Raw genomic sequence first — 23,818 nt, 5'->3', positions numbered from 1 at the left:
GGAAACCAGAAGATGCAATCATTCAAGCGACTCGCCCTTCTCGCGCTGCCGGCCGCGCTCGCCGCCACCGGCGCGCATGCGCAGAGCAGCGTCACGTTGTACGGCATCGTCGACGCGGGCATCGCGTACGTGCACAACGCACAGGACGCCAACGGCGGGAACGCATCGAATCTCGTCAAGTTCGGCAGCGGCAACCTGTCGGGCAACCGCTGGGGGCTGCGCGGCATCGAGGATCTCGGCAGCGGCCTCTCCGCGCTGTTCCAGCTGGAGAACGGCTTCAACATCGGCAACGGCGCGCTCGGCCAGGGCCAGCGCGAATTCGGCCGCAAGGCGATCGTCGGGCTGGCGAGCAACACATGGGGCACCGTGACGCTCGGCCGCCAGTACGATCCGGTCGTCGATCTCGTGCAGGGCCTCACCGAGGACGGCTACTTCGGCGGCGTGTTCTCGACGCCGGGCGACCTCGACAACTACGACAACAGCCTGCGCGTCAGCAATTCGGTGAAGTACACGAGCCCGCTGATCTCCGGCTTCCAGTTCGCCGCGCTGTACGGCTTCGGCGGCGTCGCCGGCGCGACCGGCAGCGGCCGCACCTACAGCTTCGGCCTGAGCTACGCGAACGGCCCGCTGTCGCTCGGCGCCGGCTACTTCTTCGCGAACGGCGGCACGACGGACGCGAAAGGCGTGCGCACATGGACGAGCAGCTCGGACACGCTCTTCAATACCGTGATCAACCAGGGCTTCTCGAGCGCGAAGTCGATTCAGATCGTGCGCGTCGCCGGCCAGTACGTGCTCGGCGCGGCAACCTTCGGCCTCGCCTACTCGAACACGCAGTACGGCGCGGACACGCTGTCGGTGTTCAGCCAGACCGCGAAGTTCAACAACGGCTCGGCGTACTTCAACTGGCAGTTCTCGCCGGCGCTGCGCGCGGGCGTCGGCTACAACTACACGTCGCTGACGGGCCCGACCTCCGCGCACTACAACCAGGTCAACCTCGGCGCGAACTACTCGCTGTCGAAGCGCACCGACCTGTACGCGCTGTTCGGCTACCAGAAGGCGAGCGGCAATACGCTGAACGCGAGCGGCGCGATCGTGAAGGCCGCGGCGACGGTCGGCTCGTATGGCGTGAACTCCGGCACGGATTCGCAGGAGCTCGCGGTCGTCGGCATCCGCCACAAGTTCTGACGCATCGACGGCGGCCGGCGCGCGCGAACTGCACGTGCCGGCCGCATTCCCGAACGCAGTGGTCATGCCGCTGGCCCGCCGGATCGGGCGGGCGCCGGCGGACTAGACCGTTAGTTGCACATTGAGCGTCCGCGCACTCAATCCCGATTTGCCTGCAACACCGTCAACGCGGCCATGTTCACGATCCGCCGCACCGTCGAGCTCGACGTCAGGATGTTGACCGGCGCATTGACGCCCAGCAGGAACGGCCCGACCGCGACGTTGCTGCCCGCGCCCGTCTTCAGCAGGTTGTACGCGATATTCCCCGCGTCGACGTTCGGACACACCAGCAGGTTCGCCGCGCCCTTCAGCCGCGACGTCGGCAGGATGCGCAGCCGCAGCGCTTCGTCCAGCGCGCAATCGCCGTGCATTTCGCCGTCGATTTCGAGATCCGGCGCCTGCTCGCTGACGCGTTCGAGCACCTCGCGCATCTTCGCGCCCGACGCCGAACTGCCGGAGCCGAAATTCGAGCGCGACAGCAGCGCCACCTTCGGCGTCAGGTTCAGCCACGCCATCTGCGCCGCCGCCGCGATCGTGAACTCGGCAATCTGCTCGGCCGTGGGGTTGTCGTTGACGTGCGTATCGACGAGCGCGAGCGTGCGCCGGTCGAGCAGCAGGATGTTCATCGCCGCATAGACGTGCGCGCCGCGCCGCTTGCCGATTGCCTCGTCGACGAAACGCAGGTGGTCATGAAAAGCGCCGACGGTGCCGCACACCATGCCGTCCGCGTCGCCGAGCCGCACCATCATCGCGCCGATCAGCGTCAGCCTGCGCCGCATCTCGACGCGCGCCATCTCCTTCGTGATGCCGTCGCGGCAACGCAGTTCCCAGTACGTCGTCCAGTACTGGTGAAAGCGCTCGTCGTATTCCGGATTGGTGACCTCGACGTCTTCGCCGAGCCGCAGCCGCAGCCCGAATTTCTCGATGCGGGCGAGCAGCACTTCCGGGCGGCCGACCAGGATCGGCCGCGCGAGCTTCTCGTCGACGATCACCTGCACCGCGCGCAGCACCCGCTCCTCCTCGCCTTCGGCGAACACGATGCGCGCCTTGCCGCCGTCCCGCACGAACTGCTTCGCCGCCGCGAACAGCGGCTTCATGAACGCGCCGGAGTGGTAGACGAACTGCTGAAGCTGATCCGCGTACGCGGCGAAATCGTCGATCGGGCGCGTGGCGACGCCGTCCTCCATCGCGGCCTTCGCGACGGCGGGCGCAATCCGCACGATCAGGCGGGAATCGAACGGCTTCGGAATCAGGTATTTCGGGCCGAACGCCAGATCGTACGCGCCATAGGCCGCGGCGACCGAGTCGTTCGGCTCCTCCTTCGCCAGCCCCGCGATCGCATGGACGGCCGCGATCTCCATCCGGCGCGTGATGGAGGTGGCGCCGACGTCGAGCGCGCCGCGGAAGATGTACGGAAAGCACAGCACGTTGTTGACCTGGTTCGGATAGTCCGAACGGCCCGTCGCGATCACGACGTCGTCGCGCACCGCGCACGCCGCTTCCGGAAAGATCTCGGGCGTCGGGTTGGCCAGCGCGAGAATCAGCGGACGCGGCCCCATCTTCGCGAGCATCGGCGCGGTCAGCACGCCGCCGGCAGACAGCCCGAGGAACACGTCGGCGCCCTCGATCACGTCGGACAGCGTGCGCGCCGACGTCTCCTGCGCAAAGCGGGCCTTGTCCGGGTCCATCGCGACCGTGCGCCCGGCATAGACGACGCCCTCGATGTCGGTCGCCCAGATGTTCTCCGGCGGCAGGCCGAGATCGACCATCAGGTCCAGGCACGCGAGCGCGGCCGCGCCGGCGCCGGACGTCACCACCTTCACGTGCGAAATATCCTTGCCCACCACGGCCAGCCCGTTGATGAACGCCGCGCACACCGTGATCGCGGTGCCGTGCTGGTCGTCGTGGAACACCGGGATCTTCATCCGCTCGCGCAGCTTGCGCTCGACCGTGAAGCACTCGGGCGCCTTGATGTCCTCGAGGTTGATCCCGCCGAAGGTCATCTCGAGGCTCGCGATGATGTCGACCAGCTTGTCGGGATCGGTCTCCGTGATCTCGATGTCGAATACGTCGATGCCCGCGAACTTCTTGAACAGCACGGCCTTGCCTTCCATCACCGGCTTCGACGCGAGCGGCCCGATGTTGCCGAGGCCCAGCACCGCGGTGCCGTTCGTGATCACCCCGACCAGGTTGCCGCGGCTCGTGTAGCGGAACGCCTGGGCCGGATCGGCGGCGATCTCCTCGCAGGTGGCCGCCACGCCCGGCGTATAGGCAAGCGCGAGATCGCGCTGCGTCACGAGCGGCTTGCTCGCCGTCACGGCGATCTTGCCCGGGGTCGGAAATTCGTGATATTCCAGGGCGGCCTGGCGTTCGGTCTTGTTCATCAGTGTCGTCTCGCATCCACGCGCCGGGCCCGTCCCGGCGACCATCGAAGCACGCCATTCTAGGCAGCCGTCTCGGGCGCGCCATTTTGAATTAGTATGCGTCCATCATGTTTTCGTGATGAGCAGGGTCTGTCAGTCGTGCGATTCGATATTGAGGAAGTGACCCGGCGCCTGAGCGCCCGCCTGAAAATGCGGCACCTCGTGCTGCTGCTGCAGATCCGCCAGCACGGCTCGCTGACGCGCGCGGCCGAGCATCTCGCGAGCAGCCAGCCGGCGGTCACCAATGCGCTGGCGGAGCTGGAAAGCATGTTCGGCGGACCGCTGTTCGACCGTTCGCCACGCGGCATGGTGCCCACCGCGCTCGGCAACGTCGTGCTCGAACGCGCGCAGGCGATGCTGCACGACCTCGACCATCTCACCCGCGATATCGAAGCGGTCGTCGCCGGCCATGCGATGCGGCTGCACATCGGCGTCATTCCGTTCATTTCGGGCCGCACACTGGCGGCGGCGATCCGGCGCACGCAATCGCAGGTGCCGCAACGGCTCACGATGACGATCCACGAAGGCACCAGCGATGCGCTGATGGCGCAGCTGAGCGACCACACCCTCGACATCGTGATCGGACGCGCGTCGTCGACCGTCGATCTCGCGCAGTTGCGCTTCGAAGTGCTGCATCAGCAGAAGCCGCGCCTGATCGCGAGCCGCCGGCTCGCCGCGCGTCTGGCGCGCAGCCGGCCCGACTGGCGCAAGCTCGCGGAGCTCGACTGGATTCTCGGCCCGCCGCACACGCCGATCCGCGAGCAGATCGCCGACCTGTTCCTGCACGCCGGCGTCGCGCCGCCCGTGCCGATCGTCGAAAGCTACTCGTCGCGCCTGATCGGCGAAGTGATCGTGGCCAACGAAGACGCCGTGTCGATCGTCCCCGCCGATATCGCGGAGGAGCTCGTACGCATCGCCGGCGTCGCGATCGTGCCGTACACGCTCGACTGGACGCTGCCGCCGGTTGCGGCGTTCACGCGCGCCGGCGTGGCGCGCGAGATCGATACGATCTTCGCGCAGATCCTGCGCACGCTGTATCAGGAGGCGGACGCCGGCCGGGCCGGCTGACGCCCGCTCGCGCAACGAATTCGCAAGGAAACCGAAGCGTCACGCTAAGCCGGAGAGTGCAATGACGTGCAATACGAAGCAGACCCGATCCGACTGGATTTCCCGCTCGGGAGCCGCGCAGGGCATCGAGCGCATCGAAGCCTATTTCCGCGGCAACGCGTACTCGATGCACCGGCACGACACCTACGCGATCGGCCTGACCCTCGCCGGCGTCCAGTGCTTCCACTATCGGCGCAGCCTGCGCAGCAGCGTGCCGGGGCAAACGATGGTCCTGCATCCCGACGAGGCGCATGACGGCCAGGCCGGCACGCACGAGGGGTTCCGCTATCAGATGATCTACGTGCAGCCCGCCGCGATCCAGGCCGTGCTGGGCGGCAAGCCGCTGCCGTTCATCGACGGCGGCGTGACGACCGACCCGCGCCTGTTCGACGCGACCAGCGCCGCGCTGCGCCGGATCCGCGACGACGCGGAGCCGCTCGAACGCGACGACGCGATCGTCGACCTCGCGCTTGCGCTGGATATCGCCTCCGGCGCCCGGCCGACGCGCAAGCCCGCGGATTTCGCCGCGGTACAGCGGGCGCGCGAGTATCTGCAGGACGCATGCACCGGGCCCGTCACGCTGGACACGCTCGCCGCCGTCAGCGGGCGAGACCGCTGGAGCCTGTCGCGGGATTTCCGCACCTTCTACGGAACGAGCCCGTATCGCTACCTGACCATGCGCCGGCTCGAAGCGGCGCGCGCGTCGATGCTGCGCGGCATGTCTCTTGCGGATGCCGCGGTGGCCGCGGGCTTTTCCGACCAGAGCCACATGACCCGGCATTTCCGCAGTGCATACGGAATCTCGCCCGCGCGCTGGCTGGCGATGACGGGCCAGCCGCGCGCCGACTGACGCCGGCACGCACAATCGTTCAAGACCGTCCGCCCGCAGCCGGCCTAAGCTCCGTTCACGCCATCACCGTAACGGAGCCAGCATGTCCCACCCTTCTCTCCAGGCGCCCGCGCATCGCGGCCAGCGCCGGACGATCGACCTGCTCGACAGGATTCGCCGAATCGACGGCCACTGGCAGCCGCGCGTCGTCGCCGAAATGAACGACTACCAGTTCAAGGTCGTGAAGATCGTCGGCGATTTCATCTGGCACCATCACGCCGACACCGACGAGACGTTCATCGTGCTCGAAGGCCGCTTGCGCATCGACTTCCGCGACGGCGCCGTGGAGCTGGGCCCGGGCGAGATGGCCGTGGTGCCCAAGGGGGTCGAACACAAGCCGTACGCGGCGTCCGAAGTGAAGCTGCTGCTGATCGAGCCGCGCGGCGTCGTCAACACGGGCGACACGGCCAACGAAAGAACGGTCGAGAACGACCTGTGGATCTGACTGCCGCCATGCCGACGCACACGCCCGTCATCCGCGAAGCCGCGTTCCCCGCCGATGCCGTCGCGCTCGTCGCCGTGATCCGCGAATACGTTCGCTGGCTCGACATGGACCTGTCCTACCGCGGCTTCGATGCCGAGATGGACGCATTCGAGCGGACCTATACGCTGCCGTCCGGGATGTTCTTCATCGCGGAGGTCGACGGCGAGATCGCCGGTTGCGCGGGACTGCTGCGCCATTCGAGCGAAATCGCGGAACTCAAGCGGCTCTATGTCCGCGAAGCGTGGCGGGGGCTGTCGCTCGGCGAAAAGCTCGTCACGTCGGTGGTCCGGCGCGCGCAAAGCCTGGGGTTCTCCACGCTGGTTCTCGACGCCGTTGCGCAAACCCGTTTCGCTCAGCATCTGTACGAGCGCCTGGGATTCGCGGAAACCGCGCCGTTCTACGAGAACCCGGTCGAAGGCACTCGCTTCATGGCGCTCGAGCTTTAGCCGGCAATGCCGTGGCGCGCCGTCACGTCCGCAGGATCCGCTGCGCCTTCAGGATGACCGGCGTATCGACCATCTTGCCGTCGACGCTGACCGCGGCCCCGGCGCTCGACTCCACCGCTTCGAGCACGCGCTTCGCCCACGCGCGCTCGGCGTCGCTCCACGCGTACGCGCGATGCACGGCGTCGAGCTGCTTCGGATGGATGCACAGCTTCCCGCCGAACCCGAATTTCCGCGCCTGGCGCGCATGCTGCTCGATCGCCGCGGGATCGTCGAGGACCGTCGTCACGCCGTCGACGGGCGGCTCGATGCCGGCGAGGCGCGACGCGAGCACGAACTGCGACCGGAACGCGTTCAGCTCCTGGCCGTCGCCGTCGATGCCGAGATCCACCTGGAAATCGAGCGTGCCGAACGCGATGCGCGCCACGCGGGGCGCGGCGCACACTTCGCCGAGCCCCGCGATGCCGCGCGCGGTCTCGACCAGCGGCAGCACGGCAAGCCCGGCGTGCGCATGCGCGAGCACCGCGTCGATCTGCGCGCGCGTCTCGCACTTCGGCAGCATCACGCCCGCCGCGCCCGGATGCACGGCGATCGCCGCGACGTCGTCCGCGAACCATTCGGTATCCGTCGCGTTCACGCGCACCCACACCGGCCGGTCCGCGTCGAGATGCGCGACGACCGCCGCGCGCGCGGCCGGCTTCCCGGCGGGCGGCACGGCGTCCTCGAGATCGAGGATCACGGCGTCCGCGCCCGCGGCGCGCGCCTTGTCAAACCGGTCCGCGCGATTGCCGGGAACGAACAGCCACGAACGTGGCGAAGCGGCCGTCATGCCGACGCCTCCTGAAACAATGATCCGATCGCCTGCTGCGAGGCGATGTCCCACGCGCCGGCCACGAGCCCCGCGGCCTCGTCCTGCGACGCCGCGCCGGAATACGCCGCCAGCCGGCGCACCTTGTCCGCGATTTCCGCGCGCGACAGCGTATTGCCCGGATCGCCCTTCGGTTCGTCGACGCGCCCCGCATGCGAACGTCCGTCGCGCGTCTTCACCGTGACCTTGCCGATCCAGCGCGCCGGATACGCGCGATCCACCTCGTCGTCGAGCACCATCATCACGCGGTCGCGAAACGCCACGACATCCGCCGACGCATACTCGCGCTCGAACTCGTCGACGCCCGCATGGCCATGCAGCGCGACGAGCCCAAGCACGGTGCCCATATTGAACTTCGCCTGATGCACGGTGCTCGGCGCCGTCACCGCGCCGAGCACGTCGAGCGCGCCCTGGTGCACGTGCGCGGTGACGGATTCGATGTCCGGCGCGGCGAGCCCGTCGCGCGTCATCACGGCCAGCAGCGCATCGGCGGCCGGATGCGTGTGGCGGCATGACGCGTAATACTTGAACGACGTCTCCGCCGTGGCCCAGCGTTCGCCGAGCCGGTCGGTCAGGCGCGCCGGATCGGCGTCGCTCGACATCCCCGCCGCCATCCCCTGCGCGCCCTCGAGAATCCGCGTCGCGCCCCTGAACCCGTCGCGCGCGAGCTCCGCGGCCATCACGCCGTTCGCCGCGGCCATCGCCGTGTGCAGCTGCTTCGAATCCGCCGCGTCGCGCAGGAATTCCCACAGGCCGCTGGCCTGTGTGCCCGCCGAGCCGAACGCGTCCAGCATCTGCCGCGGCGGCAGCCCCAGCAGCCGGCCGGCGGCGGCCGCCGCGGCGACGGTGCCCGCGGTGCCGGTCGTATGGAACACCTTGTAGTGCGAACGACCGAGAAATTCGCCGACGCGAATGCCGACCTCGTAGCCCGCCACCACCGCCGCGATGAACTCGCGCCCGCTCGCGCCGCGCGCCTGCGCGAGCGCCAGCGCCGCCGGAAACACCACGGTCGCCGGATGGAACACCGAGCCGTTGTGCACGTCGTCCTGCTCGGCGAAATGCGACGCGGCGCCGTTGATCATCGCGGCGAAGTACGGCGTCGCACGCGTCCGGTCGATCAGCACGTCGGCCGTGCCCGGGCCGCGAGATGAACCGCCGGCGCGGCGCGCGAACGCCGCGATCGTCTCGACCGGGCGCGCGCCCTTGCCGGCCAGCGCCGAGCCGAGCCAGTCGACGTACAGGTTGACGGTGCGCGCGACGACGTCGTGCGGAATCGCGTCGAAGCGCAGGCCGGACGCGAACGTCGCGAGCGTCAGGCTGGGATGAGATGGCGTATTCGTCATCGGATGTCGTCCAGTCAGATCGCGCCGCTCGCGCGCAGCGCGTCGATCCGCGCACGCTCGTAGCCGAGCTCGGCAAGAATCGCGTCGGTGTGCTGGCCGAGCGCCGGCACCGCGTCCATGCGCGGCTCGACGCCGTCCGGCAGCCCCGGCGGCAACAGCGCGGGCGCCGCGCCGGCCGCCGTCTCGACCGAACGCCAGCGCTCGCGCGCCGCGAGCTGCGGATGCCGCCACACGTCGTCCAGCGTATTCATCTGCGCGTTCGCGATGCCGGCCGCGTCAAGCCGCTGCATCACGTCGGCCGCGCTCAGCGACGAGAACGCGTCGACGATCAGCGCATGGAGCGCGTCGCGCGCGGCATGGCGCTTCGCGTTCGCGTTGAAGCGCGCATCGTCGGCGAGCGCCGGCTGCCGCAGCACCTGCTCGCAGAACAGCTTCCACTCGCGCTCGTTCTGCAGGCCGAGCATCACGGTCTTGCCGTCGCCGGCCGGGAACGGGCCGTACGGATAGATCGTCGCATGCGACGCGCCCGACGGCGCCGGCGGGCTCTGCCCGTCGATCGCGTAATAGAGCGGATAGCCCATCCACTCGACCATGCTCTCGAGCATCGACACGTCGATCCGGCAGCCCTTGCCCGTACGCGCGCGCATCAGCAGCGCGCTCTGGATGCTCGTGAACGCATACATGCCGGCCGCGATGTCCGCGATCGAACAGCCGGCCTTCGCCGGCTGGCCCGGCGAGCCGGTGATCGACAGGAACCCCGATTCGCTCTGGATCAGCAGGTCGTATGCCTTCCGGTCGCGGTACGGGCCGTCCGCGCCGTATCCGGAGATGTCGCAGACGATCAGGCGCTCATGCGTATCCTTCAGCGCGTCGTACCCGAGCCCGAGCCGTTGCGCGGCGCCGGGCGCGAGGTTCTGCACGAGCACGTCGGCGTCGGCGAGCAGCGCGTTCAGGATCCCGGCGGCCTCCGGCTGCTTGACGTCGAGCGTCAGGCTTTCCTTCGACCGGTTCACCCACACGAAGTGGGACGACAGCCCGTGCACGCGTTCGTCGTAGCCGCGCGCGAAATCACCGCTGCCGGGCCGCTCGATCTTGATGACGCGCGCGCCGAGGTCGGCGAGCTGGCGCGTGCAGAACGGCGCCGCGATCGCATGTTCGAGCGTGATGACCTTGATTCCGTCAAGCGGTCGCATATTTCCTCTCCTTGTCAGAACGACCGCGGCAGGCCGAGCACGTGCTCGGCGACGTACGCGAGGATCAGGTTGGTCGAGATCGGCGCGACCTGGTACAGGCGCGTCTCGCGGAACTTGCGCTCGACGTCGTATTCGCACGCGAAGCCGAAGCCGCCGTGGAATTGCAGGCACGCGTTCGCCGCTTCCCACGACGCATCCGCCGCGAGCAGCTTCGCCATGTTCGCCTGCGCGCCGCACGGCTCGCGCGCGTCGAACCGGCGCGCGGCCTCGAAGCGCATCAGGCTCGCCGCCTCGACGTTGACGAACGCGCGCGCGATCGGGAACTGCACGCCCTGGTTCTGGCCGATCGGGCGACCGAACACGATGCGATCCTTCACGTATTGCGACACCTTGTCGACGAACCAGTAGCCGTCGCCGATGCATTCCGCCGCGATCAGCGTGCGCTCGGCGTTCAGGCCGTCGAGGATGTACCTGAACCCCTGCCCTTCCTCGCCGATCAGGTTCCCGGCCGGGATTTCGAGGTTGTCGAAGAACAGCTCGCTGGTCTCGTGATTGACCATGTTCGGGATCGGCTGCACCGTCAGCCCGTTGCCGACCGCCTCGCGCAGATCGACGATGAAGATCGACATCCCTTCGGACTTCTGCTTCACGTCGGCAAGCGGCGTCGTGCGCGCGAGCAGGATCATCAGGTCCGAATGCAGCACGCGCGAGATCCATACCTTCTGGCCGTTGATCACGTAGCGGTCGCCGCGCTTCTCGGCGGTCGTCTTGATCTTCGTCGTGTCGGTGCCGGTGGTCGGCTCGGTCACGCCCATCGACTGCAGGCGCAGTTCGCCGCTCGCGATCTTCGGCAGGTAGGTCCTCTTCTGCTCGGCCGAACCGTGCCGCAGCAGCGTGCCCATGTTGTACATCTGGCCGTGGCACGCGCCCGAGTTGCCGCCCGAGCGATTGATCTCCTCCATGATGATCGACGCCTCGGTCAGGCCGAGGCCGGACCCGCCGTATTCCTGCGGAATCAGCGCCGCAAGCCAGCCGGCCTTCGTCAGCGCGTTGACGAATTCGTCCGGATAGCCGCGCGCCTCGTCGATCTTGCGGAAATATTCGCCCGCGAACTGGCTGCACAGGTCGCGCACCGCTTCGCGGATGTCCTGGTACTCGTCGTGTTGCGTCGTTTGCATGGTCGGGATTCGATGATGGGGGGCGGGTTCACGCAAGCGTCGCGCTCGCCTGCATCGTCAGATGGCCTTCGTGGTCCTTCGCCCACAGCTCGATCGTCCGGCCGTCGTCCGACGGCTTGCCGCACAGCGTGAACGGCTGTCCGTCGAAGGTCGGGCGCACCGCGCGGAACGCGAAGGAGGCGAGCGTCGCATCGGGACGCTCGCGATGCACGAGATCGGCGAGCAGCGTCGCGATCAGCGGGCCGTGCACGACGAGGCCCGGGTAGCCTTCCTCTCGCGTCGCGTACGGGTGGTCGTAGTGGATCCGGTGGCCGTTGAACGTCAGCGCCGAGTAGCGGAACAGCAGCACCGGATCGGCCGTCACGGTGCGCGACCACGTCTCGCCCTGCGGCGCCGCGACCGGCTTCGGCGCCGGCCAGCCCGGCCGCGGCGCGGCGCGATAGACGAGGTCCTGCTCCTCCTCGATGCACAGCACGCCGTCCGCTTCGTAGCGGTGCTGGACCGTCACGAACACGAGACGGCCACTGCGGCCCGTCTTGTCCTCGATGTTCACGATCGTCGATTCGCGCGTCGCGCGCCGCCCCGCGCGCAGCGGCGCATGGAACGTCAGGCGCCCGCTCGCCCACATGCGGCGCGGCAGCGGCACCGGCGGCAGGAAGCCGCCGCGCTTCGGGTGCCCGTCGCCGCCGACCTGCGCCATCGGCGCGAGCGGCAGGAAGTACAGCCAGTTCCAGAGCGGCGGCACGACGTCGCCGGGCGCCGCGCGATCGAGCGTCGCGGCCAGCGCGTCCAGCGCGAACGTGGTGACGTCGTCGGCGAGCGTCTCGGTCTTGCCCAGCCAGGCGTCGAGCGACGGCGATGCGGTTTCCGGTGAGGATGGGGTCGACACGTGCGAATCTCCGATGCGCGGCTGATGGGTGGCCCTACTATGCACCCCGGCAGCCGTTTCGCGAAGTCGTCATTGACTAAGCTTGCGTTCGAATTTCGTTAACGCTCGCGGCTTGGCGGGCGTCATGCTTCGCCGCGCACGATTCGCGACGACTAGAATATGTTCACGCGATCGCATCGCGGCGTTCCAGGCGAAGCGATGCGCCGCGCAACGCTGTACTGGTGACCCTGCAGACCTGACTGGAAATGAGTGCTGGCAAGACCCTGTCCGGCATCGCGATGGCCGCGCTGACCACGGCATGTGCCGCTGCGGGGGTGGCTGGAACCTGTTTGCCGTCGTTCTCCGAGGTCGACGTCACGCATGGACTCGAAGTACGGAACCGCTGCGCGGTCTCCGCGCCTGCGCTCGCAAGCGTCACCGAACGCCTGAACCGCGCGGTGAAGCGCGACGGACTCTCCGCCGCGCAACGGGTTGCGCTGGCGACGGCGGCCAACGCGATGCTGCACGCGATCTTCTCCCGGCCAGGCCATGGCGAACCGACAAACGACGCCGCGTTCGTCAACCTCGAACCCCTCCTCGAAGGCCTCGCATCGCAGATCAGGACCCGCACCGATATCGACCCTGCGGCCGAAGCGTCGAAATGGAACGCACGCTATGACGATCTGCTGCGCAGGTTGTCCATCACACGCAGCGCGGACCCCGCCGAACTGCAACTCGACGAAGCAGCGAAGCGCCTCGACCTGGATGCCGCCTCCGCACTGATCATGCGGCTCGCTGCCGACGTACCCGGCACCGCCGAGTTGTCCGCGGCGCGCAACCATGAAGCGGCCAGCATCGAACTGCTACGCTTCATGCCATGGAATGCGCTGCCGTACCTGGAGAAAGCCCATGCACTGCAGCCCGACGACGTGGCCATCGCCACCACCTACGCCGATACACTGCTCGTGCAGCACGAGCCCGGGCGCGCGGAGCCGGTGTATCGCGCGCTGCTGATCCAGTATCGGACGCTTGCGCAGCAGAAGCCTGCCGCGTGGCAACCCGCCATCGCCCGTACGCTCGGCCAGCTTGGCAGTCTGTATGCGATGCAGCAGCAGACGAAGGAAGCCGAAGCCGCATGGCTGCACGCGCTCGAAATCTACTGGGCGCTCGCGCGTGTGAACGCTTCGGCCTACGATCCCGCCTTGGCTCAAGCCTTTGACAACCTCGCAACGTTGTACCGCGACACGCAACGCCTGCGGGAAGCGGCGGACGCGTGGCGCGAAGCCCTCGACCTCGACCGCGCGCTGGCCCGACGGGACCCGGCCATGTACCGGCCCGCGATCGCGGCGACGCTCAACGATCTCGGCATCCTCTACGGCGCGACACAACGCATGCATGACGCGGAACTCGCCTATCGCGAAGCGCTCGGCATCCAGCGCGCACTCGCACATGACAATCCGGCCGCGTGGCGTCCGGCGCTTGCGCGCACGCTGAACAACCTCGGCAATTTCTATGTCGCAAGCGAGCGGCTGCCGGAAGCGGAACATGCTTACCGGGAAGCGCTGACGATCCGCCGGCAGCTCACCCGCGAAAGTCCCGCGCTCTACCAGCCTGACCTGGCGCGTACGCTGGGCAATCTGGGCGTGCTGTACCGCATCGAACGGCGGCCGGCCAAGGCACTGCGGGCGTATCAGCAGGCGCTGCAGATCGTTCAGGCGCTCTCGCGCAATGCGCCTGCCGAGTACCAGCCTGACGAAGCGCGAATACTGAACAATCTCGGCGTGCTCTACAGCCGCACGGGCAGGCCGCGCGAAGCGGAAGACGCGTGGCGCCGTGCGCTGGACCTGTACCGCAAACTCGCTTACGACGATCCGCTGACCTGGCGGCAGGATCAAGCTCGCACCTTGCGGAATCTGGGCACACTGCTCGGCCACACTCGACGTTCGGCTGAAGCCGACGAAATGAAGCGCGAGGCCGACGAGCTGAGCGACTCGACGCGGGCGCAATAGCTCGCGAGGCAAGCCGCCGAACGCGGCCAGCCGTCGCGACCATCGGTTGCTCAACGGAACGCCGCGCCTCCTTGTTTTGTCGAAGTAACGTGACTGGAATGCATCCCGTGAAGCCCCTTCGCTCTACCGTCGCCCTGGTCGTGCTCGTTGCCGGCTGCTCGTCGGCGCCCGCCAACCTGCCGATCACCCGGCAGATCCCGCCAGACACGCACACCTGTGCCCTGCGCGCCAGCCCCTGTGCGACGCGCACTGACGCCACGTCAAAACCACCGGTGCTCAGCGTCGGTGTCAGCGATCCCGACACGCAATTGATTCTGCCCTGGTTCCTCACCGACATCATCAACGCAGTGAACACGCACGAATCCGCTACCGACTTCCTGCACGCGATAAGAAGCGGCTTCTGACCCTCCGCTTGCAGGCAGGCCGCGCAAGCATCGAACCCAATCGACGCATCCTCTGCCCTCGCGCTGGACTTACTCCGCGGGCAAGGCAACCGGAACGCGCATCCGGTACAGGGAAACCGCCTGGATCGCGAGCGTGCAGAGAATCGCGCCGCCGTACGCGGCAGCCATGCTCAGCCGCGTCAGCGTCAGGCTCAGCACGTAGAAGAACGAGGCAAAACCCACCAGCCCCGAGGCCATGCCGCGCATCAATTGCTGCGCAGCCGCATGGCCGCTCAGGCGGTGAGCGAACACCGCAAGGATGATCGCCATGAACGGGAACGACGCGAGCACGCCGCTCGTTTCAGGTCCGGCATAAGGCGCGATCATCGTCACGCCGATGACGAGGCCGGCAATCAACGCCATGCGCAACGGCAAATCCCACCAGGGCGAATCGAGCCTGCCGGCTCTTGCCGTGTTGTTCGGGATGAGATTGAGCGCGAGCATGACGGCCAGGATCGTGACGACGAACAGGCCGATTTCCGGCAGCGCACACCATTGCAGAAAGTCGGCCACGACGGCAAACGCCGCACAGGCGCCCGCCAGGGCCACCTGCCATCCGCGGGTCGCCAATCTGCAATAGACGACGCAAAAGGCCGCTTGCGCCGCTGTTGCGACCAGCGACCCCGCCGTCGCATGCGCCGCGAACGCCGATCCATGCTCCAGCGTCAGGAACACCGAGATCGGCCCCGACGTGAGCGGCAGGCTCACCAGAAACCCACCGATTGCTTCGCCCCAGCGGCGGGCGGCGATCGTCGCAGTCAACAGCAACAACGGTGTAACGAGAAGCTTGAGAACAAGAAGATCCATGATCAGGGAAACGGCACGGCGACTGCGAACCTTGAACGGCGCGCGGGGCATCGCTGCTTCAGGCACGAAGCACGACACGCGAGCGCGATTTCGACGACAACGAAGGGCTGGCGCAGCCGGGATTGGACCGGCGCCCCCCCCGCGGCTGCCGGCAGATATTGGCCGCAGCCGCGTTGCCTGACAAACGATTTGTCGTCATATAATGCGTGATTAAAACTCACGCATGTCCCGACCGTGTTCGACCGGCTTCCCCCTCTGCAAACGCTGCGCGCCTTCGAAGCGACCGGGCGGCTGTTGAGCATGACGCTCGCGGCGGCGGAACTGCACGTCACGCACGGCGCAGTGAGCCGGCACATCAAGACGCTCGAAAACCATCTTGGCGTCGCGCTGTTCCAGCGCCTGACCCGGCGAATCGTCCTGACCGAAGCCGGCGCCGAGTTCCTGCTGGCCGTCACCCGCGTGCTGGGCGAGCTGACGAAGGAATCCGAACGCCTGCGTGCGCACGACAATGTCGCGCGCCTGAAGATCAACGCGAGCGTCTCCTTTGCGAACAAGTGGCTCGCGCCGCGACTGCATCGGCTGAAGGCCCTCCACCCTGAACTCGACATCCATCTCGACGTCACCGACACGCACGTCGACCTGAACGACGGCGACGTGGACGTGGCGATACGCTACGGAAGCGGCCGCTATCCTCGCGTCCTCGCCGAGCGGATTCTGGAAGAGACCGTGACGCCGGTCTGCAGTCCTGCCTATCGGGCGAGAATGGGCGGGATGGCAACCGTGGCAAGCCTGGCCGGTTGTACCCTGCTGCACGAGGATCGCATGCTGGCCAACTGGGAGCAGTGGTTTGCGCTCGCCGGCGTGCGCGGTATCCGTAGCGATCGCGGCCCGGCCTACAGTCATGGAAGCCTTGCCATCGAAGCGGCGATCCGCGGCGAAGGCGTGGCACTCGGGCGCAGCGTGATCGTGGCGGACGACATTGCAGCCGGGCGCCTCGTTGCGCCCTTCCCCCGGTTCCGCCTCAAGGCCGAGCGCGGCCATGATCTCGTCTATCGCATCGGCAGCCGGGACGACCCCAAGGTATGCGCGTTGCGCGACTGGCTTGCCGAGGAAATCCGGCTGTTTCTCTCGCCGCCGGGCTGATCCCAAGGCCTCGCGCGCGCGTTTGAGCCGCCTGCCTGCGCAGGAAGCACGGCGGTCGAGCACCACGCGCGCGGATTACGTCAGACGAATTCACGCCTGTCCGCCGAGATCGACGGGACGCCTTGACCATTTCCCGATTCACCCCCTACATTGCCGCTTGCAGGCTCGTGCCCGTCCGGCGTACTCGCGACCCAAATCGATAGTGTGCTATCGAATTTGTTTGCTTCCATCATCCCGGCCATGACCAATCTGCACGATCTTCGTCTCGCCGTCAGCAGCAAGCTCGTGCTCTCCGCCCGCAAATGGCGCCGGACGAGCGACGACGTGCTGGCCGCGTACAACGTGTCCGAGGCCTGCGCGGCGCCGCTGCTGGTGGTCGGCCGCCTGGGCGAGGCCGTCCGGCAACGCACGCTCGCGGATCACGTCGGCATCGAAGGGCCGTCGCTCGTGCGGCTGCTCGACCAGCTGTGCGCGGCCGGCCTCGCGCGCCGCGATGACGATCCGGGCGACCGTCGCGCGAAAGCGATTTCACTGACCGACGCCGGCCGCGTGGTCACCGCGAAAATGGAAGAAGACCTGCGGGTGCTGCGCGCGCACGTGCTGAAAGGCGTGACGCGCGCCGATCTCGAGGCGACGCTGCGCGTGCTGAACGCGTTCGACGCCCCCGACGCCTCCGCGTCGCGCCACGCCCCGCCGTCCGATCTCGCGTCATGACCTATCCGAGCGTTCGCGACTGGCTCTTCTCGACCAAGACGTTCGCGGCGTCGATGCTGGCGCTGTACCTCGGCCTGTTCTTCCAGTTGCCGCGCCCGTACTGGGCGATGGCGAGCGTCTACATCGTGTCGAACCCGTTCGTCGGCGCGACGCGCTCGAAAGCGCTGTACCGCGCGCTCGGCACCGCGCTCGGCGCCGCGGCCGCGATCTTCTTCGTGCCGCCGTTCGTCGAGACGCCGTTCCTGTTCAGCCTCATCGTCGGCGCGTGGTGCGGCACGCTGCTCTACCTCGCGATTTCCGACCGCACCGCGCGCAGCTACGTGTTCATGCTCGCCGGCTATTCGATGCCGCTGATCGCGCTGCCGACCGTGACCGACCCCACCACGGTGTTCGACGTCGCGATCGCACGCGCCGAGGAGATCGTGCTCGGCATCGTCTGCGCGAGCGTGGTCGGCAGCACGATCTTTCCGAGCCGGCTCGCGCCGACGCTGATCGAGCGTACGGACGCGTGGTTCAAGGATGCCGCGTTCTATGGCCGCGAGACGCTGTCCGGGCACATCGCCGGCAAGGCGCTGTCCGCGTGCCGGCAGCGCCTCGCGGCGACGATCACGGGGCTCGAGTTCCTGCTGAGCCAGCTGAGCTACGACCACGCGCATCCGCGCATCCTGTCGCGCGCGCAGGCGCTGAGCGGCCGGATGCAGCTGTTCCTGCCGCTGATCTCGTCGCTCGCCGATCCGCTGATCGCGCTGATGCGCGACCTGCACCTGCGCCCGCCCGGGCTCGACGCGCTGCTGGCCGACGCGGCCAGATGGTTCGATGCGCCGCTGCCGTCGATCAAGGGCGACAGCGCCGGCAGCGTCGACGATCCGGTCGCGGACCGGCTGCGCGAGCGGATCGCCGCGCTGCAGCCGCCGGACAGCGCGCTCGCGACCTGGGACGGCGCGCTGCTGTCGAACGCGCTGTGGCGCCTGCGCCAGGTGATCGACATATGGCAGGACTGCCGCTCGCTGCGCGCGCTGATCGCGCACGAGTCGGGCGTCTGGCAGCCGCGCTACCGGCACTGGCGGCTCGGCGGCACCGAGCGCTTCTTCGATCGCGGGATGATGCTGTTCTCGACGCTGACGGCGGTCGGCGCGATCGTGTTCGCCTGTGCGCTGTGGATCAGCTCCGGCTGGCACGACGGCGCGAGCGCCGTCACACTCGTGGCCGTGTCGTGCAGCTTCTTCGCGGCGCTTGATGAACCCGCCCCGATGGTGTTCCGGTTCTTCCTCGCGACCTGCGCGAGCGTCGTGATCGCCGGCCTGTACCTGTTCGTCGTGCTGCCGCACGTGCACGACTTCGCGATGCTCGTGCTGATGTTCGCAGGTCCGTTCATCCTGGTCGGCACGCTGCTGCCGCGCCCGCAGTTCAATATGGTGACGATGCTCGTCGCGGTCAACACGGCGACCTTCATCAGCATCCAGAGCGCATACGAAGCCGATTTCTTCGTGTTCCTGAACAGCAACCTCGCGGGCGTCGCCGGGCTGCTGTTCGCGTTCGTCTGGACCCGCGCGACCCGGCCGTTCGGCGCGGAACTCGCGGCGCGGCGGCTGTTGCGCTCGGGCTGGAAGGACGTCGCGCGATCCGCGTCGACGCAGCCGCTCGACGACCAGCGCAACCACGCGTCGCGGATGCTCGACCGCGTGACGCAGCTGCTGCCGCGCCTCGGCGCGTCCGACGACCATCGGCACCCGTCGATCGAAGGCTTCCGCGACCTGCGCATCGCGCTGAACGCGCTCGACCTGCGCCGCTCGCGCCGCAAGCTCGACGGCGACGTGCCCGACGCGATCGACCGCGTGCTGGCCGGCGTCACCGCGCACTTCACGCGCTGCGCCGAAGCGAACGCGCGCCAGCCGGCGCCGCCCGCGCTGCTCGCGACGATCGACGACGCGCTGCGCCGCGTTGCCGACCGCACGCTGCCGGCGGCCGCGGCGGCGAGCGACGCCGCCGCGCAGCGGGCCGCGCCGGTCGTGCATCGCCGGCTGCGCGACACGCTGCATGCGCTCGTCGGCCTGCGGCTGTCGCTGTATCCCGCGGCGGCGGGGCAGGCGCCCCAGGCAACCGGCGGAGCGCAGCCATGACCCGCTTCTCTTCAACGCAACGGCTACCGCGACCATGATCGGCGAAATCGACATCTTCGGCGTCTACGTACCGGCCCCGCTCGTGCTGATGCTGATCGCGTACCTGATCAACGTCGTGATCCGCGCGGTGCTCGCGCGCGTCGGCTTCTATCGCCTCGTCTGGCACCGTTCGATCTTCGATCTCGGCATCTACGTGTTCGTGCTCGCCGCCGTCGTGATCGTGTCCCACCATCTCGTGGCTACCTAACGTGAAAAAAACCTGGTTCTCCGCGGCACAGATCCTGCTGACGCTGATCGTCGTCGTCGTGGCCGCCCTCGTGCTGTGGCGGATCGTCAGCTACTACATGTTCTCGCCGTGGACGCGGGACGGCCACGTGCGCGCCGACGTGATCCAGGTCGCGCCCGACGTGTCCGGCCTCATCACGTCGGTGCAGGTCGTCGACAACCAGCCGGTCAAGCGCGGCCAGGTGCTGTTCGTGATCGACCAGGCGCGCTACGCGCTGGCCGAACGCCTCGCGCGGGCGACGCTCGACCAGCGCCGCGCGACGCTCGCGCAGGCGAAGCGCGAATACGCGCGCAACCTGAAGCTCGGCAACCTCGTCGCCAGCGAGCAGGTCGAGGAAAGCCGCACCCGCGTCGAGCAGGGCGAGGCCGCCGTCGAGGATGCGCAGGTGTCGCTCGACACCGCGCGCCTGAACCTGCAGCGCACGACGATCGCGAGCCCGGTCGACGGCTACCTGAACGATCGCGCGCCGCGCGTCGGCGAATACGTGCCGGCCGGGCGCGCGGTGCTGTCGGTCGTCGACCTGCATTCGTTCCGCGTCGACGGCTACTTCGAGGAAACCAAGCTGCGCGGCATCCATATCGGCCAGGCCGTCGACATCACGGTGATGGGCGAGCCGCATCCGTTGCGCGGCCATGTGCAGAGCATCGTCGCCGCGATCGAGGATCGCGACCGCACGCAAGGCGCGAACCTGCTGCCGAACGTGAACCCGGCGTTCAGCTGGGTGCGGCTCGCGCAGCGCGTGCCGGTGCGCGTCGCGCTCGACGAGGTGCCGGACGATTTCCGGATGATCGCGGGCCGCACCGCGACCGTGTCGGTGCGCACGTCGGACACGCGCCGCGACGGCAACGCGAAGCCGGGCGCGGCCGGCGCGCAATCGATGTCCGGCGCGGCCACCAGCGCGGCGGGAGCATCGCAATGAGGCAGCGCGGCATCCGTCTCGCGGCGGCGCTCGCGTTCGCACTCGGCGCGTGCAAGTCCGTCGGCCCCGACTACCACCTGCCGCAGCAGGCGTACGTCAACGCGCCCCTCGCGAACGGGGCGCTCGACGGCGCGGGCGGCACGCTCGTGTCGCACGACGCGCTGCCCGGGAACTGGTGGCAGCTCTACGACGATCCCGTGCTGAACGGGCTCGTCCGGGATGCGCTGAAGTCGAACACCGACCTGCGCGTCGCGGCCGCGAACCTCGCGCGCTCGCGCGCGGCGCTGGACGTCGCCAACGCGCAGGGCGGGTTTTCCGGTGGCGCGGAGGCCGGCGTGCAACGCGCGCAGGAATCCGCCGAGCAGTTTCTGCTCGACAAGAAGCTGCCGGTCGTGAACGAAGGCTCGCTCGGCATCAGCGTGTCGTATGAGATCGACCTGTTCGGCAAGCTGCGGCGCGGCGTCGAAGCCGCGCGTGCGGACAGCGAGGCCGTCGAGGCGGCCGCCGATCTCGCGCGCATCACGGTCGTCGCGGACGTCGTGCGCGCATACGTCGAAGCATGCTCGGCCGGCGACGAGCTCGCGGTCGCGAAGCAGTCGCTCGCGCTGCAGAGGCAGCGGGTCGCGCTGTCGCAGCGGTTGCGCGACGCGGGACGCGGCAATCAGACCGACGTGACGCGCGGCGTGACGCAGGTGCGCACGCTCGCCGCGGACATTCCGCGCTTCGAAGGACGCCGCAAGGTCGCGCAGTATCAGCTCGCCGCGCTGCTCGCGCGGGCGCCGGCCGACCTGCCGACGGCGGTGGGCACGTGCGAACGCCTGCCGACGCTGCGCCAGCCGATTCCGGTCGGCGACGGCGCCGCGCTGTTGCGGCGCCGGCCGGACGTCCGCGAGGCCGAACGGCAGCTCGCCGCCGCCACCGCGCGGATCGGCGTCGCGACCGGCGCGCTGTATCCGTCGATCAGCATCGGCGCGACGGCCGGAACGACCGGCCTCGCCGGCGACCTGTTCTCGCCGGTCACCAATCGCTGGTCGTTCGGTCCGCTGATCAGCTGGACTTTCCCGGTCAACGGCCAGCGCGCGCGCGTGCGCGACGCCGAAGCGGCGAGCGCCGGCGCGCTCGCGCATTTCGACGGCGTCGTGCTGAACGCGCTGCGCGAAACGCAATCGAGCCTCGCGACCTACGCGGCCGACACGCAGCGCGCGGATGCGTTGCAGACGGCGTACGAATCGGCGCGAAGCTCGGCCGACGAAACGCACCGGCTGTACCTGGCCGGCCGCGAATCGTTCATCTCCGATCTCGACGCGACCCGCACGCTGACGAGCGTGCGCGCGCAGGTCGCGGCGGCCGAAGGGCAGGTCGCGGCCGATCAGGTGCGGCTGTTCCTCGCGCTCGGCGGCGGCTGGGAAGCGGACGCGGCGCCGGCCGCGCAAGGCGCCGTGCTGCCGGCCGGAAGCGCGTCGGCGATCCCGGCCGTGCGGGAATAGCTTCCGCGGGGCGTCACGGCGGCCGGTCCGTCGCGGCCGCCCGGACGCCCTCGCGCCATCCGTCTGCAAATTCGTGATCCGCGCCATGGCGATCGGATGTCGCCGGCCGTTCGCGTCGGCGGTAAACTATCCGGCGCATCCGTTCCATCCTTCGCTGCCCGCCGGGCAGCGACCCTCATTCCGGAGACTCATCATGCGAACCAGCGCCCGTAATCACTTCGCCGGTCAGGTCGCCGCCGTCAAGGCCGGCGCAGTCAACGACGAAATCACGCTCCGCACGCAGGACGGCCTCGACATCGTCGCCGTCATCACGCACGGCAGCGCCGCGTCGCTGGGCCTTGCCGCCGGCTCCGCGGCATTCGCGCTGGTCAAGGCGTCGTCGGTCGTCGTGATGGTCGACGTCGACAGCAGCAAGGTATCGGCCCGCAACTGCATCGCGGGCACGGTGTCGTCCGTCACGAAGGGCGCGGTCAATGCGGAAGTGGCGATCGCCGCGCCGGGCGGCGCGCAGCTCGTCGCGATCGTGACCAACGACAGCGTCGACCGTCTCGGGCTCGCCAGCGGCAAGGCCGCCACCGCGATCTTCAAGGCGTCGAGCGTGATCGTCGGCGTCGAGTGACACTCCGGCTCGCGAGTCGAACCTGCTCCGTGAAGTTGCACGGGTCGCCGTCGTGATATACGTTCCGCTATAGCGCTCGGGCGGTTGCCCGGGCATCGATCTGGAGACCGAAGCATGGAAGCCGCGGAGATCCTGCCCGCCACCGCCGAACCCGCGTGTCGCGACAACGGCAGCGACGGCGTCGTGCACGTGACCGGCGACGTGATCGACCCGCTGTCGATTTCCGTCGCCGACCTCAGGCGGCACGCGAGCGTGACGGCCGAACCGTTCGAGCTGCGCTGCTTCAGGACCCATCGCTTCATTCGAGCGGTCGATCGATACCGCGGCGTGCGGCTGACGGACCTGATTTCACGCGCCGGACTGCGCTGCGAGCAGCCCGGCGATTTCAAGCGGATGGTGTTTCTCGCCGTCGGGCAGGACGGCTATGCCGTGACGTTTTCGTGGCACGAGCTGTTCAACACGGCGGTCGGCGAGCAAGTGATCGTCGCCTGCGAATGCGGCGGCCGGCCGCTGGACGCCGTCGACGGCGCGCCGGTGCTGTTTTCGGGTGCCGACCTGTTTGCGGCGCCCCGCCACGTCAACCGGCTCGCGCGGGTCATCGCCCGCGTGCTGGCGCCGTAGTGTCCACGTTCGACGGCACCGATCCGTCAAATCTGCCGCCCGCCTGCGAGCAGCAGCGGCGCACGCTGCTGGCCGGCGCGGCCGATGCCGCTTCGCCGGACGCCCGCCTGTTCGCGACGCTCATCGCAGCGCGTGCCGGACGCGGCGAGCTCGCGCTGCTCGGCCTTTCGCGGGCGCAGTTCGCCGCGCTGCTTGCCCGCCACTTTCCTCGCTTGCGGCCGGACGCGATCGCCGCGCCGCCCGCCAGGATCGCGCTGTGGAACAGCGTGCATGCGGACTTCGTCGCAACGCTCAGCGCATTGCTGCTGCACGATGTCGGACGCGCGGTTCGCTACGACGACGCCGAATGCGTCGCCGCGATCGTCGCTCACGCGTGCCTGCGTCCCGATCACTTGTGGCGAGACCTCGGGCTCGATGGACGCGACGCGGTGTCCGGCATGCTGGCGCGCTATTTCCCCGCGCTGGCGGCGCGCAACGTCGCGCATCTGCGCTGGAAGAAGTTTCTTGCGCGCGAAATCGCGGCCGACCTCGGCGTGCCGCCCGCCCCCGCGCCGGGATGCCCCGGTTGCGAGGACTACGCCCATTGCTTTCCGCGCACGCAATAGCAGCCGCGCAGCCGTCGCGCGCACA

The 23,818-nt window shown here is 68.7% G+C and carries 24 protein-coding genes; 16 read left to right on the top strand and 8 right to left on the bottom strand.

Translation table 11 applies throughout. The annotated features are described in order from the left end of the window. Positions 1-12 precede the first annotated feature (12 nt). Positions 13-1,185 (top strand): porin, encoded by a 1,173-nt coding sequence (locus tag ACFIMZ_RS34845; RefSeq protein ID WP_431825808.1) that lies wholly within the window; start codon positions 13-15, stop codon positions 1,183-1,185. Positions 1,186-1,322: 137 nt separating this feature from the next. Here the strand turns inward: ACFIMZ_RS34845 and ACFIMZ_RS34840 are convergent, their stop codons facing one another. Continuing rightward, on the bottom strand, positions 1,323-3,608 hold the full coding sequence (locus ACFIMZ_RS34840; RefSeq protein ID WP_431825807.1) for an NADP-dependent malic enzyme: 2,286 nt from the start codon (positions 3,606-3,608) through the stop codon (positions 1,323-1,325). Positions 3,609-3,746: 138 nt separating this feature from the next. Here ACFIMZ_RS34840 and ACFIMZ_RS34835 point away from each other — a divergent pair, with 138 nt between their 5' ends. From ACFIMZ_RS34835 to ACFIMZ_RS34820, 4 genes are all read left to right on the top strand, one after another. Beyond that, positions 3,747-4,715 (top strand): LysR family transcriptional regulator, encoded by a 969-nt coding sequence (locus ACFIMZ_RS34835; RefSeq protein WP_431825806.1) that lies wholly within the window; start codon positions 3,747-3,749, stop codon positions 4,713-4,715. A 61-nt stretch (positions 4,716-4,776) separates the two neighbouring features. Then, positions 4,777-5,604, top strand: coding sequence for an AraC family transcriptional regulator (locus tag ACFIMZ_RS34830; protein WP_431825805.1), 828 nt, complete (start codon positions 4,777-4,779; stop codon positions 5,602-5,604). Positions 5,605-5,686: 82 nt separating this feature from the next. After that, complete coding sequence (locus ACFIMZ_RS34825; protein ID WP_431825804.1) at positions 5,687-6,088, top strand: cupin domain-containing protein; 402 nt, start codon at positions 5,687-5,689, stop codon at positions 6,086-6,088. 8 nt (positions 6,089-6,096) lie between these two features. After that, positions 6,097-6,573: a GNAT family N-acetyltransferase gene (locus ACFIMZ_RS34820; RefSeq protein WP_431826030.1), complete on the top strand. Its 477-nt coding sequence runs from the start codon at positions 6,097-6,099 to the stop codon at positions 6,571-6,573. Positions 6,574-6,595: 22 nt separating this feature from the next. Here the strand turns inward: ACFIMZ_RS34820 and ACFIMZ_RS34815 are convergent, their stop codons facing one another. The 6 genes from ACFIMZ_RS34815 to ACFIMZ_RS34790 form a co-directional block, all read right to left on the bottom strand. Next, positions 6,596-7,399 carry an HpcH/HpaI aldolase/citrate lyase family protein gene (locus ACFIMZ_RS34815; protein ID WP_431825803.1) on the bottom strand — a complete coding sequence of 268 codons (804 nt, stop codon included), beginning with the start codon at positions 7,397-7,399 and terminating at the stop codon, positions 6,596-6,598. Next, the gene (locus tag ACFIMZ_RS34810) at positions 7,396-8,781 is read right to left on the bottom strand and encodes an MmgE/PrpD family protein (protein WP_431825802.1); all 1,386 of its coding nucleotides are present in this window, start codon (positions 8,779-8,781) and stop codon (positions 7,396-7,398) included. The genes ACFIMZ_RS34815 and ACFIMZ_RS34810 overlap by 4 nt, the downstream gene beginning before the upstream one ends. Positions 8,782-8,795: 14 nt before the next feature. Next, on the bottom strand, positions 8,796-9,974 hold the full coding sequence (locus tag ACFIMZ_RS34805) for a CaiB/BaiF CoA transferase family protein (RefSeq protein WP_431825801.1): 1,179 nt from the start codon (positions 9,972-9,974) through the stop codon (positions 8,796-8,798). Between the two features lie 14 nt (positions 9,975-9,988). Then, the gene (locus tag ACFIMZ_RS34800) at positions 9,989-11,152 is read right to left on the bottom strand and encodes an acyl-CoA dehydrogenase family protein (RefSeq protein WP_431825800.1); all 1,164 of its coding nucleotides are present in this window, start codon (positions 11,150-11,152) and stop codon (positions 9,989-9,991) included. 28 nt (positions 11,153-11,180) lie between these two features. After that, positions 11,181-12,041, bottom strand: a complete 861-nt coding sequence (locus ACFIMZ_RS34795; RefSeq protein ID WP_431825799.1) for an FAS1-like dehydratase domain-containing protein — start codon at positions 12,039-12,041, stop codon at positions 11,181-11,183. 163 nt (positions 12,042-12,204) lie between these two features. Then, complete coding sequence (locus ACFIMZ_RS34790; RefSeq protein ID WP_431825798.1) at positions 12,205-12,399, bottom strand: hypothetical protein; 195 nt, start codon at positions 12,397-12,399, stop codon at positions 12,205-12,207. A gap of 139 nt (positions 12,400-12,538) precedes the next feature. Here ACFIMZ_RS34790 and ACFIMZ_RS34785 point away from each other — a divergent pair, with 139 nt between their 5' ends. Both ACFIMZ_RS34785 and ACFIMZ_RS34780 read left to right on the top strand, forming a co-directional pair. After that, positions 12,539-14,029 carry a tetratricopeptide repeat protein gene (locus tag ACFIMZ_RS34785; protein ID WP_431825797.1) on the top strand — a complete coding sequence of 497 codons (1,491 nt, stop codon included), beginning with the start codon at positions 12,539-12,541 and terminating at the stop codon, positions 14,027-14,029. Between the two features lie 98 nt (positions 14,030-14,127). Beyond that, complete coding sequence (locus ACFIMZ_RS34780) at positions 14,128-14,433, top strand: hypothetical protein (RefSeq protein WP_431825796.1); 306 nt, start codon at positions 14,128-14,130, stop codon at positions 14,431-14,433. Between the two features lie 69 nt (positions 14,434-14,502). Here the strand turns inward: ACFIMZ_RS34780 and ACFIMZ_RS34775 are convergent, their stop codons facing one another. Next, complete coding sequence (locus ACFIMZ_RS34775) at positions 14,503-15,357, bottom strand: hypothetical protein (protein ID WP_431825795.1); 855 nt, start codon at positions 15,355-15,357, stop codon at positions 14,503-14,505. Between the two features lie 156 nt (positions 15,358-15,513). Here ACFIMZ_RS34775 and gcvA point away from each other — a divergent pair, with 156 nt between their 5' ends. The 9 genes from gcvA to ACFIMZ_RS34730 all read left to right on the top strand — a co-directional run bounded on the left by gcvA (position 15,514) and on the right by ACFIMZ_RS34730 (position 23,793). Then, the gene (gene gcvA / locus ACFIMZ_RS34770) at positions 15,514-16,422 is read left to right on the top strand and encodes a transcriptional regulator GcvA (RefSeq protein ID WP_431825794.1); all 909 of its coding nucleotides are present in this window, start codon (positions 15,514-15,516) and stop codon (positions 16,420-16,422) included. A 240-nt stretch (positions 16,423-16,662) separates the two neighbouring features. Then, entirely contained in the window at positions 16,663-17,136 is a 474-nt protein-coding gene (locus ACFIMZ_RS34765; protein ID WP_431825793.1) for a MarR family winged helix-turn-helix transcriptional regulator, read from the top strand. Continuing rightward, the gene (locus ACFIMZ_RS34760) at positions 17,133-19,256 is read left to right on the top strand and encodes an FUSC family protein (RefSeq protein WP_431825792.1); all 2,124 of its coding nucleotides are present in this window, start codon (positions 17,133-17,135) and stop codon (positions 19,254-19,256) included. The genes ACFIMZ_RS34765 and ACFIMZ_RS34760 overlap by 4 nt, the downstream gene beginning before the upstream one ends. A gap of 34 nt (positions 19,257-19,290) precedes the next feature. Then, complete coding sequence (locus ACFIMZ_RS34755; RefSeq protein ID WP_431825791.1) at positions 19,291-19,503, top strand: DUF1656 domain-containing protein; 213 nt, start codon at positions 19,291-19,293, stop codon at positions 19,501-19,503. 1 nt (position 19,504) lies between these two features. Continuing rightward, complete coding sequence (locus tag ACFIMZ_RS34750; RefSeq protein ID WP_431825790.1) at positions 19,505-20,461, top strand: efflux RND transporter periplasmic adaptor subunit; 957 nt, start codon at positions 19,505-19,507, stop codon at positions 20,459-20,461. Continuing rightward, positions 20,458-21,948: an efflux transporter outer membrane subunit gene (locus ACFIMZ_RS34745; protein ID WP_431825789.1), complete on the top strand. Its 1,491-nt coding sequence runs from the start codon at positions 20,458-20,460 to the stop codon at positions 21,946-21,948. Before ACFIMZ_RS34750 ends, ACFIMZ_RS34745 begins: the two co-directional genes overlap by 4 nt. Positions 21,949-22,141: 193 nt before the next feature. Continuing rightward, positions 22,142-22,567 (top strand): TOBE domain-containing protein, encoded by a 426-nt coding sequence (locus ACFIMZ_RS34740; RefSeq protein WP_431825788.1) that lies wholly within the window; start codon positions 22,142-22,144, stop codon positions 22,565-22,567. A 114-nt stretch (positions 22,568-22,681) separates the two neighbouring features. Then, positions 22,682-23,188 (top strand): molybdopterin-dependent oxidoreductase, encoded by a 507-nt coding sequence (locus ACFIMZ_RS34735; RefSeq protein WP_431825787.1) that lies wholly within the window; start codon positions 22,682-22,684, stop codon positions 23,186-23,188. Continuing rightward, positions 23,188-23,793: a nitrogen fixation protein NifQ gene (locus ACFIMZ_RS34730; RefSeq protein ID WP_431825786.1), complete on the top strand. Its 606-nt coding sequence runs from the start codon at positions 23,188-23,190 to the stop codon at positions 23,791-23,793. Before ACFIMZ_RS34735 ends, ACFIMZ_RS34730 begins: the two co-directional genes overlap by 1 nt. Positions 23,794-23,818 lie beyond the last annotated feature (25 nt).

The sequence above is a fragment of the Burkholderia sp. F1 genome, from assembly GCF_050813845.1.
Taxonomy (GTDB): domain Bacteria; phylum Pseudomonadota; class Gammaproteobacteria; order Burkholderiales; family Burkholderiaceae; genus Burkholderia; species Burkholderia ubonensis.
Note: the sequence above shows the minus strand (reverse complement) of the source record. Positions and strands in the feature narration are given on the sequence as shown.

Coding starts and splice junctions, on each gene's coding strand:
- ACFIMZ_RS34785 (WP_431825797.1), top strand. CDS start 12,539: ATGCTGCACGCGATCTTCTCCCGGCCAGGCCATGGCGAACCGACAAAC.
- ACFIMZ_RS34810 (WP_431825802.1), bottom strand. CDS start 8,781: ATGACGAATACGCCATCTCATCCCAGCCTGACGCTCGCGACGTTCGCG.
- ACFIMZ_RS34780 (WP_431825796.1), top strand. CDS start 14,128: ATGCATCCCGTGAAGCCCCTTCGCTCTACCGTCGCCCTGGTCGTGCTC.
- ACFIMZ_RS34745 (WP_431825789.1), top strand. CDS start 20,458: ATGAGGCAGCGCGGCATCCGTCTCGCGGCGGCGCTCGCGTTCGCACTC.
- ACFIMZ_RS34805 (WP_431825801.1), bottom strand. CDS start 9,974: ATGCGACCGCTTGACGGAATCAAGGTCATCACGCTCGAACATGCGATC.
- ACFIMZ_RS34760 (WP_431825792.1), top strand. CDS start 17,133: ATGACCTATCCGAGCGTTCGCGACTGGCTCTTCTCGACCAAGACGTTC.
- ACFIMZ_RS34830 (WP_431825805.1), top strand. CDS start 4,777: ATGACGTGCAATACGAAGCAGACCCGATCCGACTGGATTTCCCGCTCG.
- ACFIMZ_RS34800 (WP_431825800.1), bottom strand. CDS start 11,152: ATGCAAACGACGCAACACGACGAGTACCAGGACATCCGCGAAGCGGTG.
- ACFIMZ_RS34815 (WP_431825803.1), bottom strand. CDS start 7,399: ATGACGGCCGCTTCGCCACGTTCGTGGCTGTTCGTTCCCGGCAATCGC.
- ACFIMZ_RS34840 (WP_431825807.1), bottom strand. CDS start 3,608: ATGAACAAGACCGAACGCCAGGCCGCCCTGGAATATCACGAATTTCCG.
- ACFIMZ_RS34740 (WP_431825788.1), top strand. CDS start 22,142: ATGCGAACCAGCGCCCGTAATCACTTCGCCGGTCAGGTCGCCGCCGTC.
- ACFIMZ_RS34735 (WP_431825787.1), top strand. CDS start 22,682: ATGGAAGCCGCGGAGATCCTGCCCGCCACCGCCGAACCCGCGTGTCGC.
- ACFIMZ_RS34755 (WP_431825791.1), top strand. CDS start 19,291: ATGATCGGCGAAATCGACATCTTCGGCGTCTACGTACCGGCCCCGCTC.
- ACFIMZ_RS34765 (WP_431825793.1), top strand. CDS start 16,663: ATGACCAATCTGCACGATCTTCGTCTCGCCGTCAGCAGCAAGCTCGTG.
- ACFIMZ_RS34845 (WP_431825808.1), top strand. CDS start 13: ATGCAATCATTCAAGCGACTCGCCCTTCTCGCGCTGCCGGCCGCGCTC.
- ACFIMZ_RS34825 (WP_431825804.1), top strand. CDS start 5,687: ATGTCCCACCCTTCTCTCCAGGCGCCCGCGCATCGCGGCCAGCGCCGG.
- ACFIMZ_RS34820 (WP_431826030.1), top strand. CDS start 6,097: ATGCCGACGCACACGCCCGTCATCCGCGAAGCCGCGTTCCCCGCCGAT.